This window comes from Flaviflagellibacter deserti (genome assembly GCF_042652085.1).
Taxonomy (GTDB): Bacteria; Pseudomonadota; Alphaproteobacteria; order Rhizobiales; family Methylopilaceae; genus Flaviflagellibacter; species Flaviflagellibacter deserti.
Window position 1 is genome coordinate 1,222,031 of record NZ_JBHSJF010000006.1, and the last position, 14,452, is coordinate 1,236,482.

Annotated in this window: 13 protein-coding genes; 7 read left to right on the forward strand and 6 right to left on the reverse strand. The window is 64.8% G+C overall.

All coding sequences use genetic code 11. The annotated features are described in order from the left end of the window. Window positions 1–24: 24 nt before the first annotated feature. From ACFPFW_RS12980 to ACFPFW_RS13000, 5 genes are all read right to left on the reverse strand, one after another. Window positions 25–1,356 carry an FMN-binding glutamate synthase family protein gene (locus ACFPFW_RS12980; RefSeq protein WP_114956845.1) on the reverse strand — a complete coding sequence of 444 codons (1,332 nt, stop codon included), beginning with the start codon at window positions 1,354–1,356 and terminating at the stop codon, window positions 25–27. After that, window positions 1,357–2,040 carry a GltB/FmdC/FwdC-like GXGXG domain-containing protein gene (locus ACFPFW_RS12985; RefSeq protein WP_114956844.1) on the reverse strand — a complete coding sequence of 228 codons (684 nt, stop codon included), beginning with the start codon at window positions 2,038–2,040 and terminating at the stop codon, window positions 1,357–1,359. Beyond that, window positions 2,040–2,930, reverse strand: coding sequence for a class II glutamine amidotransferase (locus ACFPFW_RS12990; protein WP_114956843.1), 891 nt, complete (start codon window positions 2,928–2,930; stop codon window positions 2,040–2,042). The genes ACFPFW_RS12985 and ACFPFW_RS12990 overlap by 1 nt, the downstream gene beginning before the upstream one ends. 111 nt (window positions 2,931–3,041) lie before the next feature. Next, on the reverse strand, window positions 3,042–3,704 hold the full coding sequence (locus tag ACFPFW_RS12995; RefSeq protein ID WP_114956842.1) for a helix-turn-helix domain-containing protein: 663 nt from the start codon (window positions 3,702–3,704) through the stop codon (window positions 3,042–3,044). A 16-nt stretch (window positions 3,705–3,720) separates the two neighbouring features. Further along, window positions 3,721–4,692: a GlxA family transcriptional regulator gene (locus ACFPFW_RS13000; protein ID WP_379771023.1), complete on the reverse strand. Its 972-nt coding sequence runs from the start codon at window positions 4,690–4,692 to the stop codon at window positions 3,721–3,723. 74 nt (window positions 4,693–4,766) lie between these two features. Here ACFPFW_RS13000 and ACFPFW_RS13005 point away from each other — a divergent pair, with 74 nt between their 5' ends. The 7 genes from ACFPFW_RS13005 to ACFPFW_RS13035 all read left to right on the forward strand — a co-directional run bounded on the left by ACFPFW_RS13005 (window position 4,767) and on the right by ACFPFW_RS13035 (window position 13,428). Next, entirely contained in the window at window positions 4,767–6,014 is a 1,248-nt protein-coding gene (locus ACFPFW_RS13005; protein ID WP_114956841.1) for a sarcosine oxidase subunit beta family protein, read from the forward strand. 176 nt (window positions 6,015–6,190) lie between these two features. Further along, the gene (locus tag ACFPFW_RS13010) at window positions 6,191–6,457 is read left to right on the forward strand and encodes a sarcosine oxidase subunit delta (protein WP_114956840.1); all 267 of its coding nucleotides are present in this window, start codon (window positions 6,191–6,193) and stop codon (window positions 6,455–6,457) included. Beyond that, window positions 6,454–9,435, forward strand: coding sequence for a sarcosine oxidase subunit alpha family protein (locus ACFPFW_RS13015; protein WP_114956839.1), 2,982 nt, complete (start codon window positions 6,454–6,456; stop codon window positions 9,433–9,435). Before ACFPFW_RS13010 ends, ACFPFW_RS13015 begins: the two co-directional genes overlap by 4 nt. Continuing rightward, window positions 9,428–9,979 (forward strand): sarcosine oxidase subunit gamma, encoded by a 552-nt coding sequence (locus tag ACFPFW_RS13020; RefSeq protein ID WP_114956838.1) that lies wholly within the window; start codon window positions 9,428–9,430, stop codon window positions 9,977–9,979. Before ACFPFW_RS13015 ends, ACFPFW_RS13020 begins: the two co-directional genes overlap by 8 nt. A gap of 149 nt (window positions 9,980–10,128) precedes the next feature. Next, on the forward strand, window positions 10,129–11,016 hold the full coding sequence (locus ACFPFW_RS13025; protein WP_114956837.1) for a proline iminopeptidase-family hydrolase: 888 nt from the start codon (window positions 10,129–10,131) through the stop codon (window positions 11,014–11,016). Window positions 11,017–11,090: 74 nt separating this feature from the next. Continuing rightward, window positions 11,091–12,080, forward strand: a complete 990-nt coding sequence (locus ACFPFW_RS13030) for a phosphotransferase enzyme family protein (protein ID WP_114956836.1) — start codon at window positions 11,091–11,093, stop codon at window positions 12,078–12,080. A 16-nt stretch (window positions 12,081–12,096) separates the two neighbouring features. Further along, window positions 12,097–13,428 (forward strand): aspartate aminotransferase family protein, encoded by a 1,332-nt coding sequence (locus tag ACFPFW_RS13035; RefSeq protein ID WP_114956835.1) that lies wholly within the window; start codon window positions 12,097–12,099, stop codon window positions 13,426–13,428. A 165-nt stretch (window positions 13,429–13,593) separates the two neighbouring features. On the opposite strand, the gene fabG is transcribed toward ACFPFW_RS13035, so the two are convergent. Then, window positions 13,594–14,370, reverse strand: coding sequence for a 3-oxoacyl-ACP reductase FabG (gene fabG / locus ACFPFW_RS13040; protein WP_114956834.1), 777 nt, complete (start codon window positions 14,368–14,370; stop codon window positions 13,594–13,596). Between the last annotated feature and the right edge of the window lie 82 nt (window positions 14,371–14,452).

Here is a 14,452-nt window from a genome sequence, read left to right on the forward strand (position 1 = left end):
GGCCGCGCCGGGCGGCCTCGAATGTCAGAAGCCCTGCCCCGGTATCCAGTTCGTGCCCGCGAGAGGCACGCGCGCCATTGCCGCCGCCTCGACCGTCAGCGCCACGAGGTCCTCGGGCTCGAGATTATGGACATGGGTCTTGCCGCAGGCGCGGGCTATCGTCTGCGCCTCGAGTGTCAGGACCGAAAGATAATTTGCGAGGCGGCGGCCGGCGATCACCGGATCGAGGCGCGCGGCAAGCGCCGAATCCTGCGTGGTGATGCCGGCCGGATCACGCCCTTCGTGCCAGTCGTCATAGGAACCGGCGGTCGTGCCGAGCGCCTGGTATTCGGCCTCGAGGCGCGGATCGTTGTCGCCGAGCGCGACCAGGGCCGCGGTGCCGATAGCCACCGCATCTGCGCCGAGCGCCAGCGCCTTGGCGACGTCGGCACCATTACGGATGCCGCCGGAGACGATCAACTGCACCTTGCGATGCATTCCAAGATCCTGCAGCGCCTGCACCGCCGGGCGGATCGAGGCGAGGATCGGCAGGCCGACATTCTCGATGAATACTTCCTGCGTCGCGGCGGTGCCGCCCTGCATGCCATCGAGCACGACGACGTCGGCGCCGGCCTTCACCGCGAGCGCGGTGTCATAATAGGGGCGGCTCGCGCCGACCTTTACGTAGATCGGCTTTTCCCAGTCGGTCAGCTCGCGCAGTTCCTCGATCTTGATCTCGAGGTCGTCCGGGCCAGTCCAGTCCGGGTGGCGGCAGGCCGAGCGCTGGTCGATGCCTTCAGGCAAATGGCGCATCCTGGCGACGCGCGGCGATATCTTCTGCCCGAGCAGCATGCCGCCGCCGCCAGGCTTTGCGCCCTGCCCCACGACGATCTCGATCGCGTCGGCCTTGCGCAGATCGTCCGGGTTCATGCCATAGCGCGACGGCAGAAGCTGGTAGACGAGGATCGAGGAATGGCCGCGCTCCTCGGGAGTCATGCCGCCGTCTCCCGTCGTGGTCGACGTGCCGAGGGCGGACGCTCCACGGCCGAGCGCTTCCTTCGCCGGACCGGACAGCGCGCCGAAGCTCATACCGGCAATCGTGACCGGGATCTTGAGGTGGATCGGCTGCTTCGCGAAACGGCTGCCGAGCACGACATCGGTGCCGCACTTCTCGCGATAGCCCTCAAGCGGATAGCGCGAGATCGAGGCGCCGACGAACAGCAGGTCGTCGAAATGCGGCACCCGCCGCTTCGCGCCTCCGCCGCGGATATCGTAGATACCGGTCGCGGCGGCGCGCTGGATTTCCGAGATCGTGTACTGGTCGAACGTCGCCGACGGGCGCGGCACGGTGCGAGGCGGATTGACCGGCGCGGTCATCTAGTAAGCCCCCGCATTGTCGACGTGGAAATGATAGAGGGTGCGCGCCGAGCCATAGAGCTTGAACTCGTCGGCCCTGGCGTCCGCGCCCGCGCGCTCAAGCAGCCCGCTCAGCACTGCGCGATCCTCATCGGTGACGGCCTTCTCCTCGCAGTCCGCGCCAAGGCTCTTCACCTCCCCACGCACGAACAGCCGGGCTTCGTAAATGGAGTCGCCCAGCGCCTCGCCGGCATCGCCGAGCACCACCAGATTGCCGGTCTGCGCCATGAACGCGCTCATCGGCCCGATCGACCCCTTCACGACGATGTCGATGCCCTTCATCGAGATGCCGCAACGGGCGGAAGCATTGCCGTCGATGACAAGCAGCCCGCCCTGCCCGGTGGCGCCCGCCGACTGACTGGCATCGCCCCTCACCCGGACTTCGCCGGACATCATGTTCTCGGCCAAACCGACCCCGGCATTTCCTGAGACGATGACGGTCGCATGCTGATTCATGCCGGCGCAGTAATAGCCGACATGTCCCTGGATCTCGACGGTGACGGGGGCATCGAGGCCGACCGCGACGGCATGCTTGCCCTGCGGATTGATCACATGCCAGTGCGTCTCGTTAGTGTCTTTGGATAGCGCATGCAGCGCCGCATTCAGCTCGCGCAGCGGCGTCGTACCGAGATCGACGACCGGCATTACGCCCGCTCCCAGGCATAGACGGTGGCCGGTTCCGGTTCCCAGACACGGGCAGTCTCGATGCCCGGCAGACCGGCGAGCGCGCGGTATTCCGAGCCGAACGCGACGTAATCGTCCGTCTCGGCCATCACGGCGGGCTTGCAGGCGATCGGATCACGCAGCACCGCAAATCCGGTCTCGGTGCCGACCACAAAAGTATAGAAGCCGTCGAGATCCTTGAGGCTCGCCTCCAGCGCTTCCTTAAGACTCGCGCCCTCGCGCATGCGCCAGGTGAGATAGCCGGCCGCGACCTCGGAATCGTTCTCGGTCTCGATCGCGATACCCTCGCGAAGGAGCGTACGGCGGACGGCGTTGTGGTTCGACAACGAGCCATTGTGGACGAGGCACTGGTCGGCACCGGTCGAGAACGGGTGGGCGCCGTTGGTCGTGACCGCGCTCTCGGTCGCCATCCTGGTATGGCCAATGCCGTGCGTGCCGCTCATCCCGGCGAGGCCGAAGCGCTCGGCCACCGCATCCGGACGGCCGACCTCTTTATAGAGCTCCATCCGCTGGCCGGCACCGACCACCGTCGCCTCCGGCCGGGTCGATGCGAGCCAGGCGCGGGCGGCATCTTCCTTGTCAGCCGGCAGCGTCACGACGAGATGCGTTTCGCGCAGGACGGCCGAGACGGCGACACCGAGGCCCGCTTCGAGATCCTTGACGACGTCATCCAGCGGCTTGGCCGAGCGAAGCGTCAGCTTCACACGCGTGGTGTCGCCCGCCCCGTAGACGGCAAAGCCCGCCGAGTCCGGCCCCCGATCGCACATCACCGTCAGCATGTCCGACAGCATCGAGCCGAGCTTCGGCTCAAGCGTCTTGTCCTTCAGAAACAGGCCGACGATGCCGCACATATTGTTCCCCCGGAACCGCTTACGTGTGTCCACGGAGATAACGATAGGCGACGGCAGCCGTCAATGGGGGAGAATAAATATTTCCTGAAAAGAAATTATACGGGCAAAAGGTCAGGCATTCTGCCGGCTGTAGATGATGATCGACAGATACTCCATGGGCGAGCTGACGAGTGTCTCGGGGCCATGGAGAGCGCCAGAATCGAACAGAATCGAATCCCCGGGCTTCAGATGATAGGTCTGTTCGGCGTGGCGGTAGATCACCTCGCCAGACAGCATATAGATGAATTCGGTTCCCGCGTGCTGGAAGCCGGTATACGGAGCCGCATCCTCACGCAAGGTGATGAGATAGGGCTCGACGACCACGTCGCCGCCGACCGCAGCTCCGAGCAGCTGATACACGTGTCCGACCTTCGTGCCGCGCCGCTCGATCACCACGCCCTGCCCGGCCCGCACATACGAGCAGTCGCGGCGCTCGTCGAAGGCCGCGAACAAGGTCGTCATGGGGACTGTCAAAGCGCCCGCGATCGACTGCAGCGTGCTGAGCGAGGGCGAGATCTGGCCGTTTTCGATCTTCGACAGCATGCCGGTGGAAATGCGCGCCGCGTTCGCGAGATCGGCGACCGACAGGTCGCGGCTCCTGCGGAGAGTTCTCACCTGCCCGCCGATCGCTCGTTCCAGAGAACGGACAGGCTCAGTCGCGGGAGCGCCAGAGCCGGTTGCCAGAGCTTCTTCCGGGCCGTTGGCCGTCGCCCGAGCCGAACCTTCACCCGCCAATCGCCTGCTCCAGTATCTATTGCTTGAAGTCACGTCGCGCGCGGCTCGGCGCCATTCCGTGACGCTTCCGATAGGAGCGTGAGAAGTGGCTGGGGCTCACAAAGCCTGCCGCCAGACCGACTTCAACCAATGAAAGTGCCGTTTCACGAAGCAAAGTGTGCGCACGCTCAAGACGTATCTTCAAGTAGTGATCGGCGATTGTCGACTGGAGCTGTTCGGAAAAAAGCCGCTCGAGCTGCCGCACCGAGACGCCCGCTATCCGCGCCAGCACCGCGCGTCTTACCGGATTTTCGATGTGGGAATCCATGTAATCAAGAGCTCTTATGAGGCGCTGACTGGTCACACCATAACGCTCGCGGGCGTCCATACGCTGGGAACCGCTGCCCAACCGCACGCGGGTCTGGAGAAACCATTCGCTCACCTCCGCCGCCAGGTCATGTCCCTGCTCGTGCTCAATCACGGCGTGCATCATGTCCAGCGCCGCGGTGCCACCCGCGCAGGTCAGGCGGTCGCGGTCGATCTCGAACAATGTGTGGCGAACATCGAGATCGGGAAACTCCTCCTCGAACGCGGCAGCATGCTCCCAGTGGATCGTGCAGCGGTAGCCGTCGAGCAGACCCGCCCGCGCCAGTACATAGGCCCCGCCCGAAACGCCGCCGAGCCGGACGCCGCGGCGCGCCATGCCCCGCAACCAGCGAATAGTGGGAGCATGAACGAACTGCGACGGATTTCCTCCAGCGCAGACGATGACGGCATCGAGATCGACCTCGTCGCCGACGGAGAGATCGGGGGTCACGGAGATGCCGTTTGAGGCCGGAATCCCGCGGCCGTCCGTCGATATGTGGCGCCACCGATACAGCTCGCGGTGCGCGAGCACGTTCGCGGCGCGCAAAGGCTCGGCCGCCGACGAATACGACATCAGCGCAAAGCCCGGGACGAGCAGAAAACCGAATGTCCTAGGCTTCGGGTCGATGTCGCTATTGGTCACGGTGAGTTCGCATCCAGACAAGCTTCGTCTCGTCTTATGCGCAGAATCCCCACGGATCAATCGCTAAGCGACTCATGCAATTCTCGGCTCTATCCCTCGCCTACAACGCCCTCACAGGCCACAGACACTGGAAGCCGACCTGGCGCGACGCCGCGCCGAAGGACGCCTACGACATCGTCATCATCGGCGGAGGTCACGGCCTTGCGGCGAGCTACTACCTCGCCAAGGAATTCGGATTCCGCAACATCGCGGTGCTCGACAAGGGCTGGATCGGCGGCGGCAATATCGGCCGCAACACGACCATCGTCCGTTCGAACTATCTGCTGCCCGGCAATATCCCGTTCTACGAACTGTCGATGAAGCTCTGGGAGAAGCTTGAGGACGACCTCAACTACAACACCATGGTCAGCCAGCGCGGCGTACTGAACCTGTTCCACTCCGACGCCCAGCGCGACGCCTATGCCCGGCGCGGCAACGCGATGCGGCTAGAGGGCGTTGATGCCCAGCTTCTCCATCGCGAGGAGGTTCGCGCGATGGCGCCCTTCCTAAACTTCGACAATGGCCGATTCCCGATCCAGGGCGGCCTGCTGCAGAAGCGCGGCGGCACGGTGCGGCACGATGCAGTGGCCTGGGGCTATGCCCGCGCCGCGAGCGATCTCGGCGTGGACGTCGTCCAGAACTGCGAGGTCACCGGCTTCCGCATCGACAATGGCAAGGTCGAGGGCGTCGAGACCAGCCGCGGCTTCATCCGAGCGGGCAAGGTCGCGGTCGCGGTCGCCGGAAACTCGTCGCGCGTGATGTCGCTCGCCGGGATGCGGCTGCCGATCGAAACGCATGTCCTGCAGGCCTTCGTCTCGGAAGGGCTGAAGCCGGCGATCCCTGGCGTCATCACCTTCGGCGCCGGACATTTCTACATCAGCCAGTCCGACAAGGGCGGCCTCGTCTTCGGCGGCGATATCGACGGCTACAATTCCTACGCTCAGCGCGGAAACCTCCCAGTGATCGAGGATGTCTGCGAGGGCGGAATGGCGGTTATGCCCATGCTCGGCCGCGCCCGCCTGCTGCGCGGCTGGGGCGGGCTGATGGACATGTCGATGGATGGTTCGCCGATCATCGACAGGACGCCGATCGATGGCCTCTATCTGAATGCCGGCTGGTGCTATGGCGGCTTCAAGGCGACGCCCGCCTCCGGCTTCTGCTTCGCCCATCTGCTGGCGACAGGCACGCCACACCCGACCGCCGAAGCCTACCGGCTCGATCGTTTCGAAACGGGGCATCTGATCGACGAAAAGGGCGTTGGCGCCCAACCGAACCTGCACTGATGATCGAGACGTATATGCGATCCAAATGCCGCAATCAGCTCCTCTCCCCGGTGGGGAGAGGGCGACTCGCCGGAGGCGAGCGAGGTGAGGGCTACGACCTATCCCGGAACATGCCCCCCTCACCCCGACCCTCTCCCCGCCGGGGAGAGGGAGCACCAGCGCCGAAGGCCCAGTAGATGCGGCTTCCCTGCCCCTTTTGCGGCTCGCGCGACCTCAGCGAGTTCACCTATCTCGGCGATGCGACAGCCGCGCGCCCCGATCCCGACGCACCGGACGCGGCTTCGGCATTCTTCGACTACGCCTATCTGCGCGACAATCCCGCCGGGCCGCATCGCGAATACTGGTATCACGCCCAGGGTTGCCGGAGCTGGCTCACCGTCGAGCGGAACACGCGGACCCATGAGATTCTGAGCGCCTCGCTTGCCTCGGGTAACGTCCAATGAGTCCGCAACCGAACCGCCGCGCGACAGGTGGCCTGATCGATCGTTCCGTGTCGCTGAATTTCAGCTTCGACGGTAAGCAATATGGGGGTTTTGCTGGCGATACTTTGGCCTCGGCGCTAGTGGCGAACGGCGTCACTTTGGTCGGCCGCTCTTTCAAATACCACCGCCCACGCGGCTTCCTGACCGCCGGCTCCGAAGAGCCAAACGGCCTGGTCGAACTTCGCACCGGCGCCCGGCGCGAGCCGAACACCAAGGCGACCACGGTCGAGCTTTACAACGGCCTCGCGGCAATGAGCCAGAACCGCTGGCCGTCGCTCGCCTTCGACATCCAGTCGATCAACAACTGGTTTTCGCCGCTGCTCGGCGCCGGCTTCTACTATAAGACCTTCATGTGGCCGGGCTTTCTCTGGGAGAAGCTCTACGAGCCGCTGATCCGCCGCTCTGCGGGCCTCGGCCGCCTGAGCATGGAGTCGGACCCGGACAGCTACGAGAAGGTCCACGCATTCTGCGACGTGCTGGTGATCGGCGGCGGCGCCGCGGGATTGATGGCGGCTTTGGCGGCCGGCCGCTCGGGCGCTCGCGTCATTCTCTGCGACGAGGATTTCCGCTTCGGAGGCCGGCTTCTCTCCGAACGGACCGAGATTGACGGCACGCCCTGCGCCGAGTGGGCGGCGAATGTTGTCGCCGAACTCGACGGCCTTCCGAACGTCACGCTCCTGCCGAGCACCACCGTCTTCGGCGTCTATGACGGCGGCACCTACGGTGCGATCGAGAAGGTCTCCGACCATCTCGAAACACCCGGTCCCGGCCAGCCGCGCCAGCGGCTCTGGAAGATCGTCGCTAAGCGCAGCGTTCTTGCCGCCGGCGCAATCGAGCGGCCGATCGTCTTCGGCGGCAACGACACGCCCGGCGTGATGCTCGCCTCCGCCGTCCGCACATACGTCAACCGCTACGCCGCCAATCCGGGCAAGCGGGCGGTCGTGTTCACGTCGAGCGACGATGGCTGGCGCACGATCGCCGACCTCGCCGCCGCCGGCATCGAGATCGCCGCCGTGGTCGATCCGCGCCTGCAGGTCGCTCCGTCGCTTGGCGACATCGCCAAGCGCGCGCACGCGCCGGTCTTCCTCGGCGCGCGTCTCCGTGAAGCCAATGGCGGGCACGCTCTGGCCTCGCTCTCGATCATCGGCGCCGACAATCGCGAGCGGCAGGTCCGCGCCGACCTTCTCGCGGTCGCCAATGGCAGCAATCCGAATATCGGCCTCACCAACCATTATGGTCATCGGCCGGTCTGGAACGAGGAGATATCGGCATTCGTGGCGGATGTCCTGCTGCCCGGAATGTCAGTAGCCGGAGCCGCCGCCGGCCGTTTTGCGCTCGCGGACATTCTGCGCACCGGCGCCGACGCAGGGGCAAAGGCGGCCGAGGACACCGGCTTTTCGGCGACCATGCCGCCTGTACCCGCTACGACCGCCGATCCCGTCTCCGCCACTCCGCTGTGGCACGTCGATAAAAGTCGCGGCAAAGCCTTCGTCGACTTCCAGAACGACGTCACCGCCAAGGACGTCGCGCTTGCGGCGCAGGAGGGCTTCCGCGCCATCGAGCATCTGAAGCGCTACACCACGCTCGGAATGGCGACCGACCAGGGCAAGACGTCGAGCGTGACTGGTCTCGCCATCATGGCCGAACTGACCGGCCGCTCGATCCCGGTGACCGGCGTCACCATCGCCCGCCCGCCGCATGTGCCGGTGGCGATCGGTGCCTTTGCTGGAATCCATACGGGCCCGCATTTCAAGCCGACGCGGTTGACCTCTGGCCACCGCTGGGCCGAGGAGAACGGCGCGAGCTTCGTCGAGGCCGGGCAATGGCTGCGACCGCAATGGTTCTCCCGCCCCGGAGAAATGGACTGGCTGGAGACGGTCAATCGCGAAGTGCTGGCCGTGCGCAACGGTGTCGGCATCTGCGATGTCTCGACGCTCGGCAAGATCGACATCCAGGGTCCGGATGCCGGCATTCTCCTCGACCGCGTCTACATCAACATGTTCTCGACGCTTGCCGTCGGCCGCGCCCGCTACGGCATGATGCTGCGCGAGGACGGCTTCGCCATGGACGACGGCACGACCGCCCGGTTCAGCGAGACGCGCTACGTGATGTCGACCACCACTGCCAACGCCGCGAAGGCGATGTCGCATCTCGAATTCGCCCGGCAGGTTCTGTGGCCGGAACTCGACGTGCAGACGGTGTCGATCACCGAACAATGGGCGCAGTACGCGGTAGCTGGTCCGAATGCGCGGAAGCTGCTGCAGAACCTATTCGGCCTGGCAATTGATCTGTCCCCGGAAGCATTCCCCTATATGGGCGTCGCCGAGTTCGAATTCGGCGGCACGACGGTCCGGCTTTTCCGCCTCTCGTTCTCGGGCGAGCTTGCCTACGAGGTTGCGGTCCCAGCCCATTACGGCGATGCGCTGATCAGGCGGTTGATGGCGGCGGGCGCGGAATTCGGCGTCACGCCCTACGGCACCGAGGCGCTCAGTGTCATGCGCATCGAGAAGGGCCACGTCGCCGGCAACGAGCTGAACGGCCAGACGACCGCGGGCGATCTCGGCTTCGGCCGGATGATGTCGAAGAAGAAGGACTTCATCGGCCGCACGCTCGCCGCCCGGCCGGGTCTCGTCGATCCGGAGCGTCCGGTCTTCGTCGGCTTCAAGCCGGTCGATCCTTCCCGCCGCCTTCGCGCTGGCGCCCATTTTCTCGGTCTCGGCAAAGCGGCCACCACCGCGAACGACGAGGGTTACATGACCTCGGTCGCCTATTCGCCGAACCTCGGCCACTGGATCGGCCTGGGCCTGATCAAGCACGGCCCTGAGCGCCTCGGCGAGCGCGTCCGAGCTTACGACCCCATCCGCAACGGCGATGTCGAGGTCGAAATCTGTTCGCCGGTCTTTGTCGATCCCGAAGGAGCGCGTCTCCAGCATGTCTGAGCTTTTCGCGCCCCTGCCCGCTTTCGAGACGGCTTTCCCGATCAGTGACGGCCTCACGATCGAGGAACGTTCCGGCATCGGCCTTGCGACCGTCATGATCCGGAAGGATCAGTCGGCGGCCTTGGTAAAGAGGGTCCGCAGCCTCTACGGCATCAACCTACCGGCCTCGCCGTCCCGTGCCGGAACGGACGACCTCGCTTTCATCGGCATCGGCCCCGGCGTCTGGCTCGCCGCCGGATCCTCATCGTCCGGCTTTACCTCGATGCTCGCGAATGACCTGGAGGGATTGGCCTCGGTCTCCGACCAGTCGTCCGGCTATGCCGTGCTCCGCCTGTCAGGACCAAAGGCCCGCACCCTGCTTCAGAAAGGCGTGCCGATCGATCTGCATCCGTCCGTCTTCAGACCGGAGAAAGCTGCCGTCACCGTCATCGCCCATATCGGCTGCATGCTCTGGCAGACGGACGAAGGCGCGTTCGAGGTCGCGGTGTTCCGCAGCATGGCCGGAAGCTTCCATCATTGGCTGGCCGCCAGCGCCGCGATTTAACACGGCACGCCCAAGGTCCGAGGAATCCGCTGCGATTCTGACGAGTTCGACGGAATTCCCTCCGTCTCCGCCGCCTTCGATCATCACATCGCCCTCTGCCCAATGGTGCGGTTTTTGCTGCGAAGCGCCCTCACCAGAGGAGCATTTCGATGTGGCGAGATATGGCCCCGGATCAGACCGTCCGGATTGCAGTCGGCGAGTATGAGGTCGTCGCTTACAGTTTCGGCACCGGGGACGAAGTGGTCTTCTGCCTGAACGGCGGACCGGGGCTGCCGTGCGATTATCTTCGGGATGCGCATTCCTGCCTGATCGACCAGGGCTACCGCGTCGTCGCCTTCGACCAGCTCGGCACCGGCGCTTCGAGCCGACCGGCAGACCCTGCCCTATGGACCATCTCGCGGTACGTCGAGGAAACCGAGACCGTCCGCAAGGCGCTCGGCCTCGGCAAGGTCCATCTGCTCGGCCATTCCTGGGGCGGCTGGCTCGCCATCGAATATGCCCTCGCCTACCCGGACGCGCTTAAAACGCTGATCCTCGAGGACACCGCCGCCGACCTGCCGCTTCTCGCACGGGAGCTTGAGAGGCTGCGCAGCGCTCTCGGCTCCGAGACCGTTGCGATGATGCTGGCCCATGAAGCGGCGGGCACGCTGGATCATCCGGAATATCAGGCGGCGATCACGGTTCTGAACTATCGCCATGTCTGCCGGCTGCAGGAATGGCCGGCCCCGCTGAACCGGTCGCTGGGCGACTGGAACATGGGTCCCTATGGCACGATGCAGGGGCCGAACGAATTTCTCTATATCGGCAATCTCAAGGACTGGGACCGCAGCGGCGATCTCCATCGCATCACCGTCCCCTCCCTCATCACGGTCGGATTGCACGATGAGATCACGCCGGTCTGCGCCTATCAGATGAAGCGCGGCCTCCCCGACGCCGTGCTGCATGTCTTCCAGAATTCGAGCCACATGCCGTTCTACGAGGAGCCTGCGGCTTATTATCCTGCGCTGCTCGACTTTCTCGCGAAGCACTCGGGATAAGCGGCACCTGCGCATCTTTAATGTTGCGCTTCCAACATCGTTTGTTGCAGTCTCCAACATAAGAGGGGCTGATCATGCTCTATGAAGATGCGTTCCTGCAGCGGCTGGAGACCGGTCTCCGGTCCGCTCTGCCGAACTGGCGGCTGCCGTCGTCGGCGCCGCTGTCGTTGCTGACGATCTCCGAGAACGCGACCTATGTCGCGGAGGATGAGGCCAATGGCCGTCGCGTCATCCTGCGCGTCCATCGTCCAGACTATCACACGCGCGACGAGATCGTCTCGGAGCTGAATTGGATCTCCGCGTTGCGCGAGGATGGCGTCGTGGAGACCCCTCGCCCGATTCCGGCCAAGGACGGCGAACTCCTCTGTGCATTCGATGATTCCGGCCATCGCCGCTATGTCGTCGCCTTCGAGCATATGAGCGGCAAGGAACCGGACACCTCCGACGATCTGGTGAAATGGTACGGCGTGCTCGGCGCCATCAATGCCCGGCTTCATACACACAGTCGCGGCTGGGCGAAGCCGACGGGATTCGCCCGGAAGAATTGGAACTTCGACACGATCATCGGCTCCCGCGCCCATTGGGGCGACTGGCGCGATGGGCTAGGCCTTGACGCCGGAGGCCGCGCGATCCTGGAGCGCGCCGCCGCCCTTCTGGAACGCCAGACCGCCGCCTACGGCTCAAGCGACGACAAATACGGCCTCGTCCATTGCGACATGCGGCCCGCCAACCTGCTGGTCGACGGCGACCGCCTCGGCGTCATCGACTTCGACGATTGCGGCACGAGCTGGTTCGCCTACGACTTCGCGGCCTCTGTCAGTTTCCTCGAAAGCGAGCCGTTCATTCCCGAACTGATGTCGGCCTGGGTCGACGGCTATCGCGATTACGTGCCGCTCTCCAGGGAAGATGAAGCGACGCTGCCGATGTTCCTGATGCTCCGGCGCCTGCAGCTTACCGCCTGGATCGCATCGCATTCGGAAACTCCGACCGCGCAGTCCATGGGCGTGCCCTACACCGAGGGTTCCGTCGCGCTCGCCGAATCCTATCTGACGAAGAACGGCTGACCGGCCGGGAGAAAACATGGGTCAGGGAAAACAGATCCTCGCGCTGAATCGCTTCGACGCGGATCAGGCGAACGGCCTCCGAGCGGAGGTCGCCTCGCTCGTCAAACGGCGCCAGGCAACCTTCGGCGCGTCCTCGGTCCTGTTCTACTCCGAGCCGATCAAAATGGTCCGCGCCGACGGCGTCTGGATGTACGACAGCGAGGGCCGGCGCTTTCTCGACGTCTACAACAACGTCCCGTCAGTCGGGCATTGCCACCCGCACGTCGCCCGCGCGATCGCAGAGCAGGTCGGCACGCTGAACATCCACACCCGCTATCTCTACGACAACATCCACACCTACGCCGAGCGGCTGCTCGCGACCTTCCCGGAGCGGCTGTCCAACGTCGTGTTCACCTGCACGGGCAGCGAGAGCAACGATCTCGCGCTCCGCGTGGCCAAGATCGCGACCGGAGGCGAAGGCTTCATCGTCACCGAGACGGCCTATCATGGCAACACGTCGGCGGTGATGGATGTCTCGCCGTCCTCCTACAAGAGCCGTGTCGTGCCGCGCCATGTCCGGACGGTGCCGGCGCCGCTGAGCCCGGTTTCGGGCGAGGATGTCGGCCAGGTGTTCGCGGCCAGCGTCAAGGCGGCCATCGCCGATCTTGAATCGAACGGCGTCAAATTCGCCGGCTTTCTCGTCGATTCGATCTTCTCCAGCGACGGCATCTATGCCGACCCGGCGGGCTTCCTGAAAGCGGCCGTGGACGTGGTCCATGCGGCCGGCGGCATGTTCATTTCGGACGAGGTACAGCCAGGGTTCGGTCGTACCGGGGCGATGTGGGGCTTCGAGCGTCACGGCGTGGAGCCGGATATCGTCACCATGGGCAAGCCGATGGGGAACGGTTTTCCGATGGGCGGGATGGTGACGCGCCCGGACCTGCTGGAACCGTTCTGCGAGGGCACCGGCTATTTCAACACGTTCGGCGGCAATCCCGTTGCGGCGGCGGCTGGTCTCGCGGTCCTCGACGTGATCGAGGGCGAAGGCTTGATCAGGAACGCGGACGAGGTCGGCACCTATTTTCGGACAGGCCTGCGCGAACTCTCGAACCGCTTTCCGGTGATCGGGGATGTCCGGGGTGCCGGACTCTTCACCGGGCTTGAGTTCAACGACGAAGAGACCCGCGAACCCGACACCGCCATGGCGACCTTCGTCATCAACGGGATGAAGGAACGCGGCGTCCTCATCGGCGCGGCCGGCTTCTACGGCAACACGCTGAAGATCCGCCCGCCGCTCTGCTTCAGCCGCGAGAACGCGGACCTGTTCTTCGACGTGCTGACGGACGTGCTGGGCGAGGCGCGGAACTAGCCATCGGCATAGGTGTCCCGGATAAGCTGCGTGAAGCGCAGCGCCGATCCGGGACCCAGCGCATACTCGCGAAGCTCGAAAACCATAGAGCGCCTGCGGCGCACATGAGCGCCGGGCCCCGGATCACGCGATGCAGCTGCGCTGCACGCGGTCCGGGGAACGATGTCACCCCTCCATCGCCTCCATGGCACCCGGATTTTCCGGCAGCACCTGACCGCCGTCCACGACGATGGTCTGGCCGGTGACGTAGTTCGCCTCCTCCGACGCGAAATAGAGCGCCGCATTGGCGATATCGTCGACGACGCCGAGCCGCTTCATCGGGATCGAGGCGGCGGTCTTCTCGATATATTCGCTGCCCATCCCTTCCATGCCCTCGGTCATGATGTTGCCGGGCATGACCGCGTTGACGGTGATGTTGAACGGCGCGAGCTCGATCGCGGCGGTCCGCATGAAGCCGAGCTGGCCAGCCTTGCTCGCTCCGTAGTGCGACCAGCCGGGATAGCCGGTGATCGGACCGGTGATCGAGGATGTGAGAACGATGCGGCCCATTCCCTTGGCCTTCATCGCCGGCAGGACGGCCGAAACGGTCAGGAAGGTGCTGCGGAGATTGGTGCCTATGACGTGGTCGAAATCGGCGACCGTCATGTCGCCCAGCTTTGCCGCCGGGAAGATGCCGGCATTGGCGCAAAGCACGTCGATCGAGCCGTAGCGATCGAGCGCAGCGGCGGCCATCGCCTCGCACGCTTCGGCGGTCGAAACGTCGCCCGCAAAACCCGATGCATGCGGTCCGATCTCGGCCGCGACCTTTTGAGCCTCTTGGAGATTGCGCGAGACGACGAGCACATTGAGCCCGGCCAGACCGAAGCGTTTGGCGATTCCGCGGCCGATACCCTTGCTGCCGCCGGTCACGATGACGGTCCGGCCCTGTAGCGACTTCAACATTTTTGCCTCTCTTTTGATCACTCGATGTTGGACGCCACAGATAGGCTCGAACCGCCTCTGACTAGAAAAGCAGCAACCCTTG